General features: G+C 72.9%; 18 protein-coding genes and 1 riboswitch. Of the genes, 7 read left to right on the forward strand and 11 right to left on the reverse strand.

Translation table 11 applies throughout. The annotated features are described in order from the left end of the window. Nucleotides 1-295 precede the first annotated feature (295 nt). The 6 genes from ACFYW9_RS16360 to ACFYW9_RS16385 form a co-directional block, all read right to left on the reverse strand. Nucleotides 296-715 (reverse strand): transglycosylase SLT domain-containing protein, encoded by a 420-nt coding sequence (locus ACFYW9_RS16360; protein WP_326788077.1) that lies wholly within the window; start codon nucleotides 713-715, stop codon nucleotides 296-298. Between the two features lie 379 nt (nucleotides 716-1,094). Then, entirely contained in the window at nucleotides 1,095-1,937 is an 843-nt protein-coding gene (locus tag ACFYW9_RS16365; RefSeq protein ID WP_389150133.1) for an ECF transporter S component, read from the reverse strand. After that, entirely contained in the window at nucleotides 1,934-3,658 is a 1,725-nt protein-coding gene (locus ACFYW9_RS16370; RefSeq protein WP_389150136.1) for an ABC transporter ATP-binding protein, read from the reverse strand. The genes ACFYW9_RS16365 and ACFYW9_RS16370 overlap by 4 nt, the downstream gene beginning before the upstream one ends. Next, the gene (locus ACFYW9_RS16375; RefSeq protein ID WP_389150139.1) at nucleotides 3,655-5,025 is read right to left on the reverse strand and encodes an energy-coupling factor transporter transmembrane component T; all 1,371 of its coding nucleotides are present in this window, start codon (nucleotides 5,023-5,025) and stop codon (nucleotides 3,655-3,657) included. Before ACFYW9_RS16375 ends, ACFYW9_RS16370 begins: the two co-directional genes overlap by 4 nt. Before the next feature lie 9 nt (nucleotides 5,026-5,034). Continuing rightward, the gene (locus tag ACFYW9_RS16380; RefSeq protein WP_351864795.1) at nucleotides 5,035-5,697 is read right to left on the reverse strand and encodes an SCO2322 family protein; all 663 of its coding nucleotides are present in this window, start codon (nucleotides 5,695-5,697) and stop codon (nucleotides 5,035-5,037) included. Further along, entirely contained in the window at nucleotides 5,694-6,932 is a 1,239-nt protein-coding gene (locus tag ACFYW9_RS16385) for a prenyltransferase/squalene oxidase repeat-containing protein (RefSeq protein WP_389150142.1), read from the reverse strand. Before ACFYW9_RS16385 ends, ACFYW9_RS16380 begins: the two co-directional genes overlap by 4 nt. Nucleotides 6,933-7,066: 134 nt before the next feature. Beyond that, a riboswitch (cobalamin riboswitch) is annotated at nucleotides 7,067-7,130 on the reverse strand. A 113-nt stretch (nucleotides 7,131-7,243) separates the two neighbouring features. On the opposite strand from ACFYW9_RS16385, the gene ACFYW9_RS16390 reads away from it, so the two are divergent. Next, on the forward strand, nucleotides 7,244-7,906 hold the full coding sequence (locus ACFYW9_RS16390; RefSeq protein ID WP_389150145.1) for a phosphotransferase: 663 nt from the start codon (nucleotides 7,244-7,246) through the stop codon (nucleotides 7,904-7,906). A gap of 120 nt (nucleotides 7,907-8,026) precedes the next feature. Here ACFYW9_RS16390 and ACFYW9_RS16395 read toward each other — a convergent pair whose 3' ends face one another. Continuing rightward, nucleotides 8,027-9,085, reverse strand: coding sequence for an MBL fold metallo-hydrolase (locus tag ACFYW9_RS16395; protein ID WP_389150148.1), 1,059 nt, complete (start codon nucleotides 9,083-9,085; stop codon nucleotides 8,027-8,029). Nucleotides 9,086-9,278: 193 nt separating this feature from the next. Here ACFYW9_RS16395 and ACFYW9_RS16400 point away from each other — a divergent pair, with 193 nt between their 5' ends. From ACFYW9_RS16400 to ACFYW9_RS16410, 3 genes are all read left to right on the forward strand, one after another. Beyond that, nucleotides 9,279-10,736 carry an aldehyde dehydrogenase gene (locus ACFYW9_RS16400; protein ID WP_389150151.1) on the forward strand — a complete coding sequence of 486 codons (1,458 nt, stop codon included), beginning with the start codon at nucleotides 9,279-9,281 and terminating at the stop codon, nucleotides 10,734-10,736. A gap of 2 nt (nucleotides 10,737-10,738) precedes the next feature. Further along, nucleotides 10,739-10,972 (forward strand): ferredoxin, encoded by a 234-nt coding sequence (locus ACFYW9_RS16405; RefSeq protein ID WP_326788086.1) that lies wholly within the window; start codon nucleotides 10,739-10,741, stop codon nucleotides 10,970-10,972. Nucleotides 10,973-11,050: 78 nt separating this feature from the next. Continuing rightward, complete coding sequence (locus ACFYW9_RS16410; protein WP_389150155.1) at nucleotides 11,051-11,914, forward strand: tetratricopeptide repeat protein; 864 nt, start codon at nucleotides 11,051-11,053, stop codon at nucleotides 11,912-11,914. Nucleotides 11,915-12,018: 104 nt separating this feature from the next. On the opposite strand, the gene ACFYW9_RS16415 is transcribed toward ACFYW9_RS16410, so the two are convergent. Next, on the reverse strand, nucleotides 12,019-12,618 hold the full coding sequence (locus tag ACFYW9_RS16415) for a TetR family transcriptional regulator (RefSeq protein WP_389150618.1): 600 nt from the start codon (nucleotides 12,616-12,618) through the stop codon (nucleotides 12,019-12,021). Between the two features lie 340 nt (nucleotides 12,619-12,958). Between ACFYW9_RS16415 and ACFYW9_RS16420 the strand changes: the two genes are divergently transcribed. The 3 genes from ACFYW9_RS16420 to ACFYW9_RS16430 are packed head-to-tail and all read left to right on the forward strand — an operon-like array spanning nucleotide 12,959 to nucleotide 16,241. Continuing rightward, nucleotides 12,959-14,401, forward strand: a complete 1,443-nt coding sequence (locus ACFYW9_RS16420; RefSeq protein ID WP_389150158.1) for a glycosyltransferase family 4 protein — start codon at nucleotides 12,959-12,961, stop codon at nucleotides 14,399-14,401. Next, nucleotides 14,395-15,162, forward strand: coding sequence for a class I SAM-dependent methyltransferase (locus tag ACFYW9_RS16425; RefSeq protein WP_351864817.1), 768 nt, complete (start codon nucleotides 14,395-14,397; stop codon nucleotides 15,160-15,162). Before ACFYW9_RS16420 ends, ACFYW9_RS16425 begins: the two co-directional genes overlap by 7 nt. Beyond that, complete coding sequence (locus ACFYW9_RS16430) at nucleotides 15,159-16,241, forward strand: prenyltransferase/squalene oxidase repeat-containing protein (protein WP_351864820.1); 1,083 nt, start codon at nucleotides 15,159-15,161, stop codon at nucleotides 16,239-16,241. Before ACFYW9_RS16425 ends, ACFYW9_RS16430 begins: the two co-directional genes overlap by 4 nt. A 69-nt stretch (nucleotides 16,242-16,310) precedes the next feature. Here the strand turns inward: ACFYW9_RS16430 and ACFYW9_RS16435 are convergent, their stop codons facing one another. The 3 genes from ACFYW9_RS16435 to ACFYW9_RS16445 form a co-directional block, all read right to left on the reverse strand. After that, the gene (locus ACFYW9_RS16435) at nucleotides 16,311-16,604 is read right to left on the reverse strand and encodes a hypothetical protein (RefSeq protein WP_326788091.1); all 294 of its coding nucleotides are present in this window, start codon (nucleotides 16,602-16,604) and stop codon (nucleotides 16,311-16,313) included. 92 nt (nucleotides 16,605-16,696) lie between these two features. Further along, a complete protein-coding gene (locus ACFYW9_RS16440; RefSeq protein WP_389150163.1) occupies nucleotides 16,697-17,707 on the reverse strand; it encodes an LLM class F420-dependent oxidoreductase in 1,011 nt (336 codons plus the stop codon). Between the two features lie 114 nt (nucleotides 17,708-17,821). Next, nucleotides 17,822-18,589 carry a hypothetical protein gene (locus ACFYW9_RS16445; RefSeq protein ID WP_389150166.1) on the reverse strand — a complete coding sequence of 256 codons (768 nt, stop codon included), beginning with the start codon at nucleotides 18,587-18,589 and terminating at the stop codon, nucleotides 17,822-17,824. Nucleotides 18,590-18,620: the final 31 nt, after the last annotated feature.

The following is an 18,620-nucleotide window of genomic DNA, read 5'->3' on the forward strand; positions in this document are numbered from 1 at the left end:
GGTGGGTCGGGGCCGTGCCGGTGCATCAGCCCGTCGCCGTTGGGTGAGGGGTGGGCGTCGGTGGCGACGGGCATTGATGTACCGGCACGTCCCCTCACGCCGGATCCCGGCTGCGGGTGCAGGGTCCAGCCCCTCCGGTGTTTGAGGAGCGGGGGCTGGGGCGGAGCCCCAGGGTGGGTCGGGTAGGGGCGGAGGGGGCGAAAGAAGGTTGTGGCCGGTGGGGCCGGGAGATCCCGGGTACGACGAAGGCGGCAGCCCCGGGAAACGGGGTGCCGCCTTGTGTTTGCTGGGCTGATCAGTACCAGCCGTTGGCCTGCCAGAAGCTCCAGGCGCCGGCCGGGCTGCCGTAGCGGGAGTTCATGTAGTCCAGGCCCCACTTGATCTGGGTCTTGGGGTTGGTCTTCCAGTCGGAGCCGGCGGAGGCCATCTTCGAACCGGGCAGGGCCTGGACCAGGCCGTACGCACCGGACGAGGAGTTCGTGGCGTTGACGTTCCAGCCACTCTCGTGCTCGACGATCTTGCTGAAGGCGTTGAACTGCCCGGCGTCCGGAATCATCGAGTGGGCGATCGACTTCGCGGCGGAGGCGCTGGTCGGCGTGGCGGCCTGGGCGGGCGCCGCTGCCAGGACCATGCCGGCGGTGGCGGCGGCCACGGCGGTACCGGCGAGAGCCTTCTTCGGGGAAGAAACGATGCGGCGGATGACGGAGACGGACACGGAGAACCTGTTTCCTAGGGGACATGGGGTCGCTCGTACGTCGTGACCACGTGGTGTGTGGAAGGAGCGGCGTACGTCGGCGCCGCGGCCCGTGGGGGCTCGTGGTGCCTGGCGACGTCCACAAGACAAACAGGATCCGAGCTCGTCCGCAATGACCCTTTTTACTAGTTGTGGTCGCATCCGAGGTGAAAGTCCACTGTGTGACGTGGCTCTCGATCCCCAGGTCAGAGGGCATGACGACGCGTCCATGCCACGCTCGTTGATCTACGAAGCCGCTTCGTATGTGACGTGGGCCCTGTGGGCCGCTTCACCCCGTGGCTGACGGACGGTACGGGGCGGGTCACGCGGCGCCGCGGGGTGGTGTGACGTGGGTCGCGGATCAGCGGGGTTCGAACGTGACCGGGCTCTCGAAGGCAGCCCGCCGCGTGGCCCGGCGCAGCGCCTTCAGGAGGGTCGTGCCGATCGTCAGGGTCAGGACGACGGTGACGACCGCCCGCCCCAGGTCCCAGCCGAGGGAGGTGGCCAGGCAGTAGGCGACGAAGCGGGCGAGGTTGGCGGGGACGGCGGCGTGCGGGTCGAAGGCGATGTTCGAGGCCAGCGCGTCCATGAAGGGCCAGCCGGCCAGATTCATGACGGTGCCGTACGCGAAGGCGGCCAGGAAGCCGTATCCGGCGAGCATGAGCAGTTCCGCGCGGCCGCGCAGCCGGTCCGGGCCCGGCAGGAGGCCGGCCCCCATCGTGAACCAGCCCATGGCCAGCATCTGGAAGGGCATCCAGGGTCCCACCCCGCCGGTCAGCAGCGCCGACGCGAACATGGTCACGGACCCGAGCACGTAGCCGAAGCCCGGCCCGAGCACCCGCCCGCTCAGGACCATCAGGAAGAACATCGGCTCGATGCCGGCGGTCCCGGCCCCGATCGGGCGCAGCGCGGCGCCGGTCGCGGCCAGCACGCCGAGCATGGCGACCGCCTTCGGGCCGAGGCCCGACTCGGAGATCGTCGCCGCGACCACCGCGACCAGCAGGACGAGGAGCCCGGCGAACAGCCACGGCGCGTCCTGGGCGTGCGCGCTGACCTGCGAGCCGGGACCCGCGAAGAGCGGCCAGGCGAACCCGGCGGTCCCGGTCGCGCTGACCAGGGCCAGGGCGGCGACGGAACGCGGGCCGAGGCGGACGGCCCGGGCCTGGGGCTGCGGGCGGGCGGCGGACGCGTCGGAGGCGGTCATGCGAGGGCCCTTCTGACCTGGGCGACGGTGAGCCATGGCGCGGGGGCCAGGATCTTGGCGACCTGCGGGGCGAAGGACGGGGACGCGACGACCACCTCGGCGGTGGGACCGTCGGCGACGACCTCGCCGTCCGCGAGGATCACCACACGGTCGGCGAGCTCGGCGGCGAGTTCCACGTCGTGGGTCGCCAGCACGATGGCGTGCCCCTCGGCGGCGAGCCCGCGCAGCACGGTGACCAGCCGGGCCTTGGCCGCGTAGTCGAGACCGCGGGTCGGCTCGTCGAGGAGCAGGAGCGGAGGGCGGGCGGTGAGGACGACGGCCAGCGCCAGCGCCAGCCGCTGCCCCTCGGACAGGTCGCGGGGATGCGTGCCGTCCGCGATGTCCGGCAGTAGTTCGGACACCAGCGACCGGCAGGTTCCGGCGGCGGCCCCGGCGTCCTCGTCGGCCGCGGCGCACTCGGCGGCCACCGTGTCCGCGTACAGCAGATCCCGCGGCTCCTGCGGTACGAGTCCCACCCGCCGTACGAGGTCACGCGGCGCCAGGCGATGTGGTGCCGCCCCGCCGACCCGTACGGAACCGGCGGTCGGCTCGACGAGCCCGACCAGCGCTCCGAGCAGCGTCGACTTCCCGGCGCCGTTGCGGCCCATCAGCGCGATCGTCTCGCCCGGCCCCGCCGTCAGATCGACCCGGCGCAGAGCCTCGACGCGCCCGCGCCGGACGGCCAGCGACGCCACGACGGCCACCTCCGGCGACGACGGGGCGGCGGGACCGCGCCCACGGCCGCGACCGCGGAGGAGACGGGAGAGCGGGGAAGGGGAGGCGGCGGGAGGTTCCGGCGCCTCGGGAAGAGGAAGAGGGAGGGACGGGCCGAGGGGAGCGGCGGGTCCGGCCGGTGCCGGAGTGGTGATGGTGAGGCGCTCGCGCAGTGCTCCCGCCCGGCGTCTCGCGTCGCGCACGGTCAGGGGGAGCGGGGACCAGCCGGCCAGGCGGCCGAGGTCCACCACCGGCGGGTACACCGGGGAAACGGCCATGATCTCGGACGGGGTGCCGACGGCGACGGGCGCACCCGGCGCGGGCAGGAGGGCGAGGCGGTCGGCGTACTGGACGACGCGTTCCAGGCGGTGCTCGGCCATCAGGACCGTGGTGCCGAGGTCGTGGACCAGGCGCTGGAGGACGGCGAGGACCTCCTCGGCGGCGCCGGGGTCCAGGGCCGAGGTGGGTTCGTCGAGGACCAGGACGCGCGGGTGCGGGGTGAGCACGGAACCGATCGCGACCCGCTGTTGCTGGCCGCCGGACAGGGTGGCGATCGGGCGGTCGCGCAGGTCGGCCAGCGAGAGGAGGTCGAGGGTCTCCTCGACGCGGCGGCGCATCACGGCCGGTGCCAGGCCCAACGACTCCATGCCGTAGGCGAGTTCGTCCTCCACCGTGTCCGTCACGAAGTGGGACAGCGGGTCCTGGCCCACGGTGCCGACCACGTCCGCGAGTTCGCGCGGCTTGTGGGTACGGGTGTCCCGCCCCGCGACGGTGACCCGGCCGCGCAGCGTTCCGCCCGTGAAGTGCGGGACCAGTCCGCTCACCGCGCCCAGCACCGTCGACTTGCCGACCCCGGACGGGCCGACGAGCAGCACCAGTTCGCCCTCCGGCACCTCGAAGTCCACGCCCCGGACGGAGGGTTCGGCCGCACCGGCGTACGTCACGGAGACATCCTCGAAGCGGATCACGGTGACTCCTCAGGGGCGGGTGCGGGGGTTCGCCGGGCGGCCGGGGCCGGGGCCGCGAAGGCGGGGAGCAGGCCGAGGAGGATCGCCGCCGCCGGCCGGAGCGGGAGGGTGGGGGCGACCAGGGGGACGACGCCGGGGCGCAGGGCGGCGGGGTCGCTCGACGCGGCCACGATCATCAGGGCCGCTACGGCCACGCCCGACCCGGCGACCAGCCAGGCCCGGACGCCCCAGAGGTCCGGCCGGTAGCGGGTCCGCGGTGTGCGGCGGCCGCCCAGCCACAGGCCGCCGAGCGCCGCGCCGAGTCCGGCCAGCAGGACCGGCAGGCCGTAGCTGTCGCCCGCCGCGGTCAGCAGTCCGTAGGTGCCGGCGCAGACGCCGAGCAGGCCGCCCAGGGTGAGGGCTCCGGTGGTCCGGCGGACGGCGGCCGGGACCTGCGCCGTGCGCCCGTACCCGCGCGCGTCCATCGCCGCGGCCAGCGCGACCGAACGCTCCAGCGCGCCCTCCAGGACGGGGAGTCCGACGTGCAGGAGGCCGCGCAGCCCCCGGTCGGGACGGCCGCGGAGCCGGCGCGCGGCGCGCAGTCGCTGGACGTCGGCGATCAGGTGCGGCGCGAAGGTGAGCGCGACGACCACCGCGACGCCCGCCTCGTACAGCGCGCCCGGCAGCGACTTGAGCAGCCGTGCCGGGTTGGCGAGGGCGTTGGCCGCGCCGACGCAGACGAGGAGGGCGGCCAGCTTCAGGCCGTCGTAGAGCGCGAAGAGCAGGCCTTCGGCGGTGACCCGGCCACCGATGCGCACCCCCTGTGCCCAGTGCGGGAGGGGGATCTCGGGGAGGGTGACGATCACGTGCGTGCCGGGGATCGGGGAGCCGAGGAAGACGGCGAAGGCCAGGCGGATGACGAGGACGGCCGCCGCCAGTTTCACGAACGCGGTGTAGGAGCGGGCCCAGGGGGCGTCGGTGCGGTGAGTGGCCACCACAAACCCCGCCACCGCCATGAGCAGCGCGAGCAGAAGCGGATTCGTGGTGCGGGAGGCCGCCGTTCCGAGTCCCAGCGCCCAGATCCACCAGGCCCCGGGGTGCAGGGCGTGGGCCCGGTTCGCCACGGAGACGGTACGCGTGCCGCTCGTGCCGCTCGTGCGGCTGCGGCTGCGGCTGTGGGGGAGGGAGAGGGGGAGAGCGCGGGGGCGGAGGCGGGAGGCCGGCGACGGTCCCGCCGGGTCGGTGCTCGGCGGGACCGTCGTCTCGTCCGCGTCCGGGCGCCGGGGGCCCGACATCCGGGGTTCCCGGTCCCGTTCGGGCGGGGCGGAGTCCCATCGCGCCGTGGGACGGTCGCCCGTGGAGATGGTCGGGCGGTCGGACTTGGTCATGATCTGCGCCTAGCCCCTGCGCCGACGGGCCTGCCAGACGGCCGCCGCACCCAGCACGGCCACCGCGGCCGCTCCCGCCAGCAGGCCCACCGAAGGGCCCTGCCGGGCCGGTGCGGAGGTGTGCGGGCGGGCGGACGCGGTGGGTCCGCCCGCCGCGACCGGGTCGCCGCAGCCCGTCCGCGGATAGCCCGTGATGGCGCACAGCAGGGCGTTGGTGTCGTAGCGCAGGGGGCCCGCGACCGCGGCCAGGGCCTCCGCGGTGCTCGCGTCGGGGGCGACCTGGGCACAGGCGGTGCGCGCGGACGGCGGCCGCTCGCCGGACGGCGCGTCGGCGGCCGTACCCGGGTCGATGACCAGGGCCACCCGCTTCTTGCCGTGCAGGGCGGGCGTCTTGGCGCATATCGCGGCGAACTCCCGCTCCCCGCGCGGCTGTACGGCGTGCTGGGAGTCCTCGCTCACCGCGAAGCGGAAGCCCTGGACGTCGCCGTCGGACGGCCGCGCGGTCGACGGGCCCTGGGTGGCGTAGGTCCACTTCCCGCCGGTCAGGTCCCAGAAGGACCAGTAGCGGTAGCCGACGGCTCCGGCCTGCCCCGCGCCGCCGAGGACGAGGAGCAGGAGGGCCAGCGCCAGGGCCAGGGCCAGAAGGGGTGCGGTCGTCCGACGGGTGGTCACAGCTGGCGCTTCTTGTTGCGGCCGCTGATCAGGAAGCCGATGCCGATGCCCGCGACCAGGCCGACGCCGACGATCCACCAGACGCCGAGCCCGTTGCCGTCGTCCTTCTTCTCGTCGTTCTTCTTCTCGCTCGGGCTCGCCGAGGCACCCGCCGCGGCCGGCGCCGGGCCCGTGGCGTTGAGCTGGGCGACGAGGTCCTTGCCGCCGAAGTCGCGCGGGTCGGTGCCGGAGGTGTGCGCGGCGAAGATCAACTGCGCGTACGCGGCGGGGCCGGACTGGGCCGCCCAGTCGGCGGAGTTCTTCTCCAGCCAGGTGAGCGGCTTCTGCGCGGCCTTCGTCGCACCGATGGCGGACAGGGCCACGACCGCGTCCGCGGTGTTGCCGTAGTCGGGCTGGTCCTTGGCACCCGGGAGCGCGGACTTCAGGTACGAGGTCTTCGCCAGCGCCTTGGCGAGATAGTTGGCGCCGTTCCCCGCCGCGGTCGCCATGTCGGGGGCGTCGGCGATGACGCAACCCGTGAGGTCGAACGCGTAGCCGGTCGCCGCCACGAAGCCCTGGCCCATGCCGGCCGTCACGCCCGCCGCGGTCGCGTCCGCGTTCGCCGCCAGCTTGCCCTTCTTGTCGGGCTGGTAGGCGAAGGCGCCGTCGCCCTCCGCGTCGCAGGCCGTCGACAGCTTCAGCAGGGCGTCGAAGGGTGACTTGCCGTCCTTGGAGACGCTCGCGGGCTTCTTGCCGACCGCCTTCAGCGCGCCGATGACGACGGACGTCGAGTTGGTGTCGCTAGGTCCGCCGGCCATGTAGCCCCAGCCGCCGTCCTTGTTCTGCGCGGACTCCAGCCAGGTGACGGCCTTGCCGGTGGCGTCGTCGTGTCCGCCGAGCGCGGCGAGGGCCTGGACGGCGGCCGCGGTGCTGTTGGTGTCGACCTGCGTCTTCGCGTCGCACGCGGCGGCCGCGTCGGCGCGGTACGCGGCGAAGGCGCCGTTCGCGCACTGCTGGCCGGTCAGCCAGTCCACGGCCTTCTCGGCGGGCCGCACACCGACGGTGTGCTGGGCGAGCAGCGCGAGCGACTGGCGCCACACGCCGTCGTAGGTCGGGTCGGCGGAGCCGAACAGGCCCGAGGGCAGCGCCACCGAGGGCGACGGCGAAGGGGAGGAGTCGGCGGAGGCGGCCGGTGCGGCGACCGCCCCGATGACGGCGGTGGCGGCCAGTACCGCTGCGGTGCGGCGAACAAACATGACTCTCCCCTGCGGGGAGCCGGGCAGCACCGGGCACGCTGAGGTATCCGGGCGGCTCCGGCTCCGTATCCCTCGACGATGCCGGCCGTCGGCGGGCTGCCGAGGGCACGAGCCGGTCACGTCCCGTGCGAGGCGATCCGGCTCACCACCGAAGTGGCTCACGGTTGCGGGTCAGCGCCGGATTCGCACCGGCTTCTCCTCGTAAGGGTGTGATGACGACGCGCACACTCTACCGGCCGCCCGGATTCCGCCGGGTGTTGCCTGGGGCACGGGCCCGGAGTGACCTGGGCGACATCCGCTAGGTTCGGGTCATGCGAACGGGGAGACTGCTCGGTTCGGGGCGTTCGGCGGACGTCTACGAGATCGACGAGGCGTGGGTGCTGCGGCGGGACCGCGAGGGCTGGGGCGACGCGACGGCCGAGGCGGCGGTGATGCAGCACGTGCACTCGCACGGTTATCCGGTGCCGGGGGTGCGGGCCGCGACCGGCGGGGACCTGGTGATGGAGCGGCTGTCCGGGCCGACCATGCTGGAGGCCTTCGGCCAGGGCCTGCTCTCCGCCCAGGAGGCGGGCCTCACCCTGGCCAGGCTGCTGCGCAAGCTGCACGTCGTGCCCGCGCGGCTCTCCGCCGATCCCGCCGTCCGTGTGCTGCACCTGGATCTGCACCCCGACAACGTGATGCTCACCCCGGACGGGCCGAAGGTCATCGACTGGTCCGACGCCGAGGAGGGGGCACCCGGTCTCGACTGGGCCATGTCCGCCGTGATCCTCGCCCAGGTCGCCGTCGGCGGCGAGGCGATCGGAGGCGTGGCCGAGGAGACGCTGGAGGCACTGCTCGACGGGAACGAGGACCAGGTGACCGAGGAGGGGCTCGAGGAGGCGGGATCGCGCAGGGCGGCCGACCCGACGATGGGCACGCGTGAGGTCGGACTCCTGGGTGAGGCGGACGCGTTGGTACGGGAGCTGCTGGGCTGAGCGGTCGGCTGGGCACGGGAGCCGCCGGGCCGGGCGATCGGCCGGGTGCGGGTGGCGCCTGGCCGGGTGATCGGAGTGCGTGGGCTCGGTCGGGCCGGGGGCTCGGTGGGTGGGGCTGTGTCACACCGCCGTGTAGGTCACCGGGTCGCTGCCCGTCACCGCTTCCGCCCGGCCCAGTTTCACCAGTCGGCGGATGTGGGCCTCTGCCTCGGAGACCGCGATGTTCCGTGATCCGTAGGGGATGTCGGCCCAGGGGCGGTTCCACTCCATGCGTTCGGCGAGTTGCCAGGGCGTGAGCGGTACGGAGAGCAGCGTGAGCAGGCCGGTGAGCCGCTCCTCGTGGTGCGCGAGCAACTCGGCGACCCGGGACGGGGCGTCGGTGAACACGTGCTGGTGGGCCGGGAGCACTTCGGCGGGGGCGAGGCGGCCGACGCGCTCCAGGGAGTCGAGGTAGTCGCCGAGCGGGTCGGCGATCTCCCCGAGGCCCTCGATCCCGTGGGTGTCCGGGTCCTCGTAGAGACCGATGTGCGGGGTGATCCTCGGCAGCAGATGGTCGCCGGAGAACAGGCGTCCGTTGCCGGGCAGCCGGTCCGGGTGGGCCTCCTCCAGGTGGAGGCAGACGTGCCCGGGTGTGTGACCGGGGGTCCAGACGGCGCGCAGCCGGCGGCCGGGCAGGGGCAGGAGTTCGCCGGGGACGATCTCGCGGTCGGGCAACGCGGGGGAGAAGCCGGGCAGGGTGCTGGGGCGGCGGAGCGAGCGGGGTGCCTCGCGGAGCGGGGCGACATGCTCCTCCGGGGCTCCGGAGGCCTCCAGTTTGGCGGCCATGTAGGCGAACCAGCCCTCGGGCCGGGTCTCCCGGGTGCGCCGGACGATCGCCGCGTCGGCGGCGTGCATCGCGATCCAGGCACCGGACGCCTCCCGGACCCGGCCCGACAGGCCGTGGTGGTCGGGGTGGTGGTGGGTGATGACCACGCCGTGGATCTCCGCGACCGAGGTTCCGCAGCCGGTGATCCCCTCGGCGAGCGTGTCCCAGGAAGCCGGGTCGTCCCAGCCGGTGTCGACGAGCACGGGCCCCGCGTCGGTGTCGACCAGGTACACCAGCGTGTGGCCGAGGGGGTTGTCCGGGATGGGGACGCTGATGGACCGTACGCCCCCGCCGTGATCGGTCACCTGCGTCATGCGCTTCCACCCATCGCCGATTCCCGCCACTATAACTAGAACGGGTTCCAATGGGAGCCCGGGTCGACTGTTCCGTCCGGGCGGACGGCGGTGTCCGTGCCGTGGACTCATGTGGCGGGAACTGGTATCAGTTCTCATATCTGATGAACCGTCAGACATGGTGCCGGAGAGCACCCTTGGGAGGCAGTCGGCCATGACCGAGCTCGTGGAACACGGACAGCTGTTCATCGGCGGGGAGTTGACCGACCCGCTCGGCAAGGACGTCATCGAGGTGATCTCACCGCACACCGAGGAGGTCATCGGCCGGGTGCCGCACGCCTCCGCCGCGGACGTCGACCGCGCCGTCGCCGCGGCGCGCCGGGCGTTCGACGAGGGGCCCTGGCCGCGCATGAGCCTCGACGAGCGGATCGCGGTCGTGACCCGGATCAAGGACGCCATCGCCGTACGGCACGAGGAGATCGCCCGCGTCATCTCCTCGGAGAACGGCTCCCCCTACTCCTGGAGCGTCCTCGCGCAGGCCCTCGGCGCGATGATGGTGTGGGACACGGCGATCACGGTCGCGCGCGGCTACACGTACGAGGAGACCCGCGACGGAGTCCTCGGCAGGATCCTCGTCCGCCGTGAGCCGGTGGGCGTGGTGGCTGCCGTGGTCCCGTGGAACGTCCCGCAGTTCGTGGCGGCGGCCAAGCTCGCGCCCGCGCTGCTGACCGGCTGCACGGTCGTACTGAAGCCGTCGCCCGAATCGCCCCTGGACGCCTATCTGCTCGGGGAGATCGCGAAGGAGGCCGGGCTGCCCGAAGGGGTGCTGTCGATCCTTCCGGCCGACCGCGAGGTCAGCGAGTACCTGGTCGGACACCCGGGCGTCGACAAGGTCTCCTTCACCGGCTCGGTCGCGGCGGGCAAGCGGGTGATGGAGGTCGCCTCCCGTCATCTCACCCGCGTGACACTGGAGTTGGGCGGCAAGTCGGCGGCCGTGGTGCTGCCCGACGCGGACCTCGACACCTCGGTCCCCGGGATCGTCTCGGCGGCCTGGATGAACAACGGCCAGGCCTGCGTGGCCCAGACCCGCATCCTCGTGCCCCGCTCGCGCTACGACGAGTTCGCGGACGCCTTCGCCACGGCGGCGAACGCGCTGGTCGTCGGCGATCCGCTCGACCCGGCCACCCAGGTCGGACCGCTGGTCGCCGAACGGCAGCGGCGGCGCAGCCTCGACTACATCCGCATCGGCCAGGAGGAGGGCGCCAAGATCCTGGCCGGCGGCGGACGCCCGCAGGGGCTGGACCGCGGCTGGTACGTCGAGCCGACCCTGTTCGGGGACGTCGACAACACCATGCGCATCGCCCGGGAGGAGATCTTCGGCCCGGTGATCTGTCTGCTCCCCTACGGCGACGAGGCCGAGGCCGTGAAGATCGCCAACGACTCCGACTACGGGCTGAGCGGCAGCGTCTGGACGGCGGACGTCGCCCACGGCATCGACATCGCCCGCCAGGTCCGTACCGGCACCTACTCGGTGAACACCTTCAGCCTCGACATGCTGGGCCCCTTCGGCGGCTACAAGAACTCGGGCCTGGGGCGGGAGTTCGGGCCCGAGGGGTACGGCGAGTTCCTGGAGCACAAGATGATCCACCTGCCGGCCGGCTGGGAGGCCTGAGGATGGGCGACCGCTGGCAGGTCGAGGTCGACCGTTCCGTCTGCATCGGCTCGGCCCAGTGCGTCCACCTCGCCCCGGACGCCTTCCGCCTCGACGCCGGCATGCAGTCCCATCCCGTCGAACCGGAGACCGACGCCAACGAGAAGATCCTGGAAGCGGCCGAGGGCTGCCCGGTCGAGGCCGTCATGATCTCGCTGCTGGCCGGCGGCGAGCCCGTGTTCCCGCCGGAGGAATAGACCGCCGGGCCGGGCACGGGAACGGCCCGCCTCCCCGGATATCCTCCAGCCTTCGACGGATCGACCGGGGCGGGAAGCGTGCAGAAGTCCGAGGCCAGGAAGCTGATCGAGGAAGCGGGAGCGGCGTGGGACGCCGAGGAGTGGCAGCGTTCCGCCGACCTCTACGAGCGGGTGCTCGCGCATTTCCCCGACGAGGAGCCGAGCGCGGTGTGGTGGTACGACGCCGCGCTCGCCCACAAGTTCCTGCGGAACTGGGACAAGGCCCTCGACCTCGGGCGGGAGGCGGCGGCCCGGTCCCCGCGCGGCGAGGGCGATCCCGCGTACTGGAACCTCGGCATCGCCGCCACGATCCTGCGGGACTGGGCGACGGCCCGCGACGCCTGGGAGGGCTTCGGCATCGAGATCCCCGACGGGGAGGGTGAGATCGCGGGCCGTTTCGGCGCCGCCTGCGTACGGCTGGACACCGACGGGGAGCGGGAGGTCGTGTGGATCGAGCGGTTGTGCCCGACCCGGGGGCGCGTGGTGAACGTGCCCGTCACGGGCGGGCGGCGGTACGGCGAGATCGTCGTGCACGACGGCGAACCCAAGGGCGAACGGGTCTACGGCGGCACGACGTACCCCGTGTTCGACGAGCTCACGCTCTTCGAGCCCTCGCCGCTGCCGACCCTGGAGGTGACGGTCGCGGCCGGCGAGGCGGGGGACCTGGAGGCTCTGCTCGAGCTGTTCACCGAGCACGGCTTCGGCGCCGAGCCGGCCAGTTCCGTACGCGTCCTCTGCGCCTGTTGCAGCGAGGGCACCCATCAGCAGGAACGCGATGTCCGGGCGGGCGCCCAGGCCGTGTCGCTGGCGGCCCCGGAGCCGGAGGCGCGACGGCTGCTGGAGCGCTGGGCGGGAGAGACGGCGATCGGCCGCAGCTGGAGCGGCCTGGAGCCCGTGGGCTAGCCGCTGCCACCGAGGCTGCCGCTGCCGCTGCCGCTGTGGGCCCGGGTCTTCCGGTCCTCCCGGCCGGCCAGGGCGTCCCGGTCGCCCTGGCCGGCCCGGAGGGGCTACCGGCCGTTCGGGTCGGTCAGGTCGATCAGGCGGCAGACCGTCTCGATGTCTATCTTGACCTGGGCGATCGAGGCACGGCCGGAGAGCCAGGTGATCAGGGCCGAGTGCCAGGTGTGCTCGATGACGCGGACGGCGGAGAGCTGGGCCGGCGTCGGGTCGTCGAGGCCCATCGCGTCCAGGATGATCACCGTGGTCTGCCGCGAGACCTGGTCGACCTCGGGGCTGACACTGCGGTCCGCGAACGTGAGCGCGCGGACCATCGCGTCGGCCAGGTGCGGCTCGCGCTGGAGCGCGCGGAACGCCCGCATCAGGGTCTCCGCCACCCGCTCCGCGGCGGTGTCCCCGGCCGGCGGCTTCTTGCGCAGCGTGCCGTGCATGTGCTCCAGCTGGTCCTGCATCGTGGCGACCAGCAGATGCACCTTCGAGGGGAAGTAGCGGTACAGGGTGCCGAGAGCGACCTGGGACGACTCCGCGACCTCGCGCATCTGCACGGCGTCGAAGCCGCCCCGGCTGGCGAGCTGCGCGCTCGCGTGCAGGATCCGGCGGCGGCGCGCCTCCTGCCGCTCGGTGAGCGGCGCGGAGGCGGGATGCGACATGGAGTGCGGCCGGGTGTGCGCGGCACCGGAAGGCGCGGCGGACGTGCCGCCCCCCGGCGCGGGTCGCGCGTTCTTCGAGTCCGCCTTGGCTTCCGCAGGCATGGGTCCGTTCCGTGACATCGGCGAGAGGGAGCGACGAGCCGACCGCAGGGCGTCACACCACCGAGTGGACCAGCTGATCCAGCCGCCCCGTCGTGGCGTGAATCACCTGATCCACCGCTCACAGCGGCGCTACCTGCCGGTAGATTCAATGCTCCGTGAACGATCAAGTCTGAAACTTGTTCTAGATTAGCGTCCCGGCGTAATCTCGCGGGAAAGTGCAGGGAGAAGGGGACCGGAAGTGACCGCTGAGGCCATGGAGGCGGACCCCGGGAAGGGCGCGGCAGCCGACGGGGAACCGCCCCTGCGCATCGCGCTTCTCACGTACAAGGGAAACCCGTTCTGCGGCGGCCAGGGTGTCTACGTACGGCATCTCTCCCGCGAACTCGCCCGCCTCGGCCACCGCGTCGAGGTCATCGGCTCCCAGCCCTACCCCGTGCTCGACGAGGGCCTTCCCGGGCTGAGCCTCACCGAGCTGCCCAGCCTGGACCTGTACCGCCAGCCCGACCCCTTCCGCACCCCCGCGCGCGACGAGTACCGCGACTGGGTCGACGCCCTGGAGGTCGGCACCATGTGGACCGGCGGCTTCCCCGAGCCGCTGACCTTCTCGCTGCGCGCCCGCCGGCACCTGCGGGCCCGGCGCGGCGAGTTCGACGTCATCCATGACAACCAGACGCTCGGCTACGGACTGCTGGGGGACGTCGGCGCCCCGCTGGTGACCACCATCCACCACCCCATCACCGTCGACCGGCAACTGGAACTGGACGCCGCCGAGGGCTGGCAGCGCCGGGCCTCGGTCCGCCGCTGGTACGCCTTCACCCGCATGCAGAAGCGCGTCGCGCGCCGCCTGCCGTCCGTCCTCACCGTCTCCGGCACCTCGCGGCAGGAGATCGTCGACCACCTGCGGGTGGAGCAGGACCGCATCCACGTCGTCCACATCGGCGCGGACACCGACCTCTTCTCGCCGGACCCCTCCGTGCCCCAGGTGCCGGGCCGCATCGTCACCACGTCCAGTGCCGACGTGCCGCTCAAGGGTCTGGTGTTCCTCGTCGAGGCGCTCGCGAAGGTGCGTACCGAACACCCTGGCGCGCACCTCGTCGTCGTCGGCAAGCGCGCCGAGGACGGGCCGGTCGCCCAGGCGATCGAGCGGTACGGCCTGGAGGGCGCCGTCGAGTTCGTCAAGGGCATCTCCGACGCCGAGCTCGTCGACCTCGTCCGCTCGGCCGAGGTCGCCTGCGTGCCCTCCCTGTACGAGGGCTTCTCGCTGCCCGCCGCCGAGGCGATGGCCACCGGTACCCCGCTCGTGGCCACCACCGGCGGAGCGATCCCGGAGGTCGCGGGACCCGACGGCGAGACCTGCCTCGCGGTTCCCCCGGGCGACCCGGGAGCGCTGGCCGCCGCCCTCGGCCGGCTCCTCGGTGACCCCGCGCTCCGGGCACGGCTCGGTTCCGCCGGGCGCGAGCGCGTCCTCGCGCGCTTCACCTGGGCCAGGGCGGCCGAGGGCACGGTGGCCCACTACCGTGCGGCGATGGCCCTTTCCGCGTCCCGGCTCCGCCCGCGCGGCGGCGCGCCGGACGCCGGCTCCCCGGCGGCCCCGGGACCCGACCGCGCCGAGGCCGCGGAGGCCACTCCCGCGGCCGAAGAACTAGTTGCAGCCAATCGCGAAAGCAGGGCCACGTGCTGACCGTCGACTTCTCCCGGTTCCCGCTCGCCCCCGGCGACCGCGTCCTGGACCTCGGATGCGGTGCCGGCCGGCACGCCTTCGAGTGCTACCGGCGCGGCGCGCAGGTCGTGGCGCTGGACCAGAACGCCGAGGAGATCCGCGAGGTCGCCAAGTGGTTCGCGGCGATGAAGGAGGCCGGGGAGGCGCCCGCGGGTGCCACCGCGACGGCCATGGAGGGCGACGCGCTCGCGCTGCCCTTCCCCGACGAGTCCTTCGACGTCGTGATCATCTCCGAGGTCATGGAGCACATCCCGGACGACAAGGGCGTCCTCGCCGAGATGGTCCGGGTGCTCAAGCCGGGCGGGCGCATCGCCATCACCGTGCCGCGCTACGGCCCGGAGAAGGTCTGCTGGGCGCTGTCCGACGCCTACCACGAGGTCGAGGGCGGCCACATCCGCATCTACAAGGCGGACGAACTGCTCGCGAAGATCCGCGAGGCCGGCCTGCGGCCCTACGGCTCCCACCACGCGCACGCGCTGCACTCGCCGTACTGGTGGCTGAAGTGCGCGTTCGGCGTCGACAACGACAAGGCGCTGCCCGTGCGGGCGTACCACAAGCTGCTCGTCTGGGACATCATGAAGAAGCCGCTGGCCACCCGGGTCGTCGAGCAGACGCTGAACCCGCTGATCGGCAAGAGCTTCGTGGCGTACGCGACCAAGCCGCACCTGCCGAAGCTCGCCGGGACGTCCGCGAAGTCCGCTTCCGAGGCGGACGCCACGTGACCACTCCCCGGCGGACAGAACACCTCGTCCTGCCCGGGGTCCTCACCGCAGAGGAGGCCGCCGCCACGGTGCGCGGGATCCTCGCGGTGCAGCGCCCCGACGGAGCCATCCCGTGGTTCCGCGGCCACCACCTCGACCCGTGGGACCACACCGAGGCCGCCATGGCGCTCGACGCGGCCGGCGAGCACGAGGCCGCCGAGCGGGCCTACGAGTGGCTGGCACGGCATCAGAACGAGGACGGGTCCTGGTACGCGGCCTACGCGGACGGGGACTTCGAGGACGTCACCGACCGCGGCCGCGAGACCAACTTCGTCGCGTACATCGCGGTGGGCGTCTGGCACCACTACCTGGCGACCGGCGACGACGTCTTCCTGGACCGCATGTGGCCCACGGTCTACGCGGCCATGGAGTTCGTGCTGCGGCTCCAGCAGAGCGGCGGGCAGATCGGCTGGAAGCGCGAGGACGACGGAACGGCGGTCGACGACGCGCTGCTGACCGGGAGTTCGTCGGTCCACCACGCGCTGCGCTGTGCCCTCGCCATCGCCGAGCAGCGCGAGGAGGCGCAGCCCGACTGGGAGCTGGCCGTCGGCGCGCTGCGGCACGCGATCCGGCTCCACCCGGAGCGGTTCCTCGACAAGGGCCGCTACTCCATGGACTGGTACTACCCGGTGCTCGGCGGCGCGTTGACGGGCGCCGAGGCCAAGTCCCGCATAGAGGAGGGCTGGGACCGCTTCGTGGTGCCCGGTCTCGGGGTGCGCTGCGTGGTTCCCAACCCGTGGGTGACCGGCGGCGAGTCGGCCGAACTCGCCCTGGCGCTCTGGGCGGTGGGCGAGTCGGACCGCGCTCTGGAGATCCTCCAGTCCATCCAGCACCTGCGTGATCCGCGGTCCGGTCTGTACTGGACGGGCTATGTCTTCGAGGACCGGGCCGTCTGGCCCGAGGAGCTCACCACCTGGACGGCGGGCTCCCTGCTCCTGGCGGTCGCCGCGCTGGGCGGCGACGAGGCCACCTGCGCGGTCTTCGGCGGCGAGCGACTGCCGGTCGGCCTGGACCCCGACTGCTGCACGTCCGCCCGCTGAAGGTCCGGACGGTCCTGGCTTCCCGGACCGTCCGGACGCTCGGGTTCCTCGGTGCGCTGCCGGCGCCGGTCAGTGCCGGTGTATTCGGTTGGCGACGGCGTGGCCGATGAACAGGTAGACGACGGCGGCGAGGCCGTAGCCGGCGACGACACGCGCCCACTCCTTGTCGAAGGTGAACAGGTCGCGCGACCAGCCGGCCAGCCAGGCCGCGGTGCTGTGGATGAACTGCACGAGGTCGTTGCCACGATTGGCGTCGAGCAGATACATCAGGATCCAGAGGCCCAGGATGACGGCCATGACGTCCGCGATGATCGCGATGACCGTCCCCGCCTGATTCGAACCGTTGCGATATCTAGGGGACATGTCGAGCGGATTGCCCGTCGGCCCCGGATGAAACCCGAACGGGCCACGCCGACCGGAACGGCCGCCGGGCGACGGGAATTGTCAGACAGGTCCTAGGAGTTCAGCTCGGCCAGCACACGCAGGGTGTGGGGGTCCGGGGACAGGACCAGCAGGTCGGTCACCGGGCCCTTGCACCACGACTCCAGCCGCTCGGCGATGCGTTCACGCGGCCCGACGAGCGAGATCTCGTCCGCGAAGGCGTCGGGTACGGCCAGGACGGCCTCTTCCCGGCGCCCTTCCAGGAACAGCCGCTGGATGTTGCGGGCTTCCTCCGCGAAGCCCATCCGGGCCATCAGATCGGCGTGGAAGTTGCGGGCCGCGTGCCCCATCCCGCCGATGTAGAAGCCGAGCATCGCCTTGACCGGCAGCAGCCCTTCGGCGACGTCGTCACAGACGTGCGCGCGGGCCATCGGCGCCACGAGGAAGCCCTCGGGCAGGTCGGTGAGCGAGGCCTCGTACGCCTGGGGACGCGTCGGCGACCAGTACAGCGGCAGCCAGCCGTCCGCGATCCGGGTCGTCTGCGCGATGTTCTTCGGGCCCTCGGCGCCGAGCAGGACGGGCAGTTCGGCCCGCAGCGGGTGCGTGATCGGCTTGAGCGCCTTGCCGAGTCCCGTGCCGTCCGCGCCTCGGTAGGGGTGGGAGTGGAAGCGGCCGTCCAGCTCGACCGGCCCCTCGCGCCGCAGGACCTGGCGTACGACGTCGACGTACTCCCGGGTCGCGGTCAGCGGCGACTTCGGGAACGGCCGCCCGTACCAGCCCTCGACGACCTGGGGTCCCGACAGGCCGAGCCCCAGCATCATGCGCCCGCCGGAGAGATGGTCGAGGGTGAGCGCGTGCATCGCGGTGGTGGTGGGGGAGCGGGCGGCCATCTGCGCGATCGCCGTGCCGAGCCGGATGCGCGTGGTCCTCGCGGCGATCCAGGTGAGCGGGGTGAACGCGTCCGAGCCCCAGGACTCCGCGGTCCACACCGAGTCGTAGCCGAGCCGCTCCGCCTCGACGGCGAGCGGCACATGGTCCGCAGAGGGGCCGCGCCCCCAGTAGCCGAGCGCGAGACCGAGCCGCATGGCGCCTCCAGAAACAGAGTTCTGACGATCCGTCAGTTCGTGGCGTGCTGCGACTGTACGACAACGGCCCCCCGCCGGAAAGGGCGAGGGGCCGTCGCGAGAGCGATGGGCGGATCAGCCGCGCTGGATCCCCGAGGTGTCCTGAAGCACACCGCGACGGCCGTCCTGCGTCTGCGCCACCAGGGTCGCACCACGCTGCTCGACGGCCAGGTACCAGGTGCCCGGCGCCAGTTCGGCGATCGGCGACGGCGAGCCGTCCTCACCGAACAGCGGCCGCGCGACCGGGACGGCGAACCAGAACGGCGAGAAGTCCTGGGCCGGCGACTGCGTCTGCGGCGCCGACGGCTGGCTCGGCTGCCCGCCGAACGGCTGCGTGGGCTGCGAGGGCTGGGCGCCGTAGGGCTGCTGGCCGGGCTGGCCGGGCTGCGAGGCTCCCGGGTAGCCGTAACCACCCTGCGGCTGACCGCCGTAGGGCCCCGGGGCGATCGGGGTCGGGGCGCCGACGAGCGCGGCCTGGAGGGCCGGAACGAGCGGGGTCGCGACGGCCGCGCCGGCCAGGACGAGGGCCGCGATGAAGCCGAGGATGAGACCCGCGGAGGCGCTGGCGCTGTCCGGGACGTCCACGATCGACCAGAACAGGGTCCAGGCCACCAGCACCGTGAAGGCCGCGCCGACCGTGCCCAGGTCGAGCCCGAGGACCTTGCGCGGCTGCGGCAGGCAGCGGTTGACGACGATCAGGGCCGCGCCGATGACCCCGCCCATGTAGATGCCGAGGCCTTCGCCGAGGCTGTCCCAGGCGTTCGAGTCAACGCTGTACCCGGAAAAGGAGTAGAGATTGAGGAACGACGCGATGAACAGCAACACCGCTGCTCCGATCACCACGCCGTCGCCTCGAGTGAGGGAGCGGATATTC

The organism is Streptomyces sp. NPDC002698, from assembly GCF_042888945.1.
Classification (GTDB): domain Bacteria; phylum Actinomycetota; class Actinomycetes; order Streptomycetales; family Streptomycetaceae; genus Streptomyces.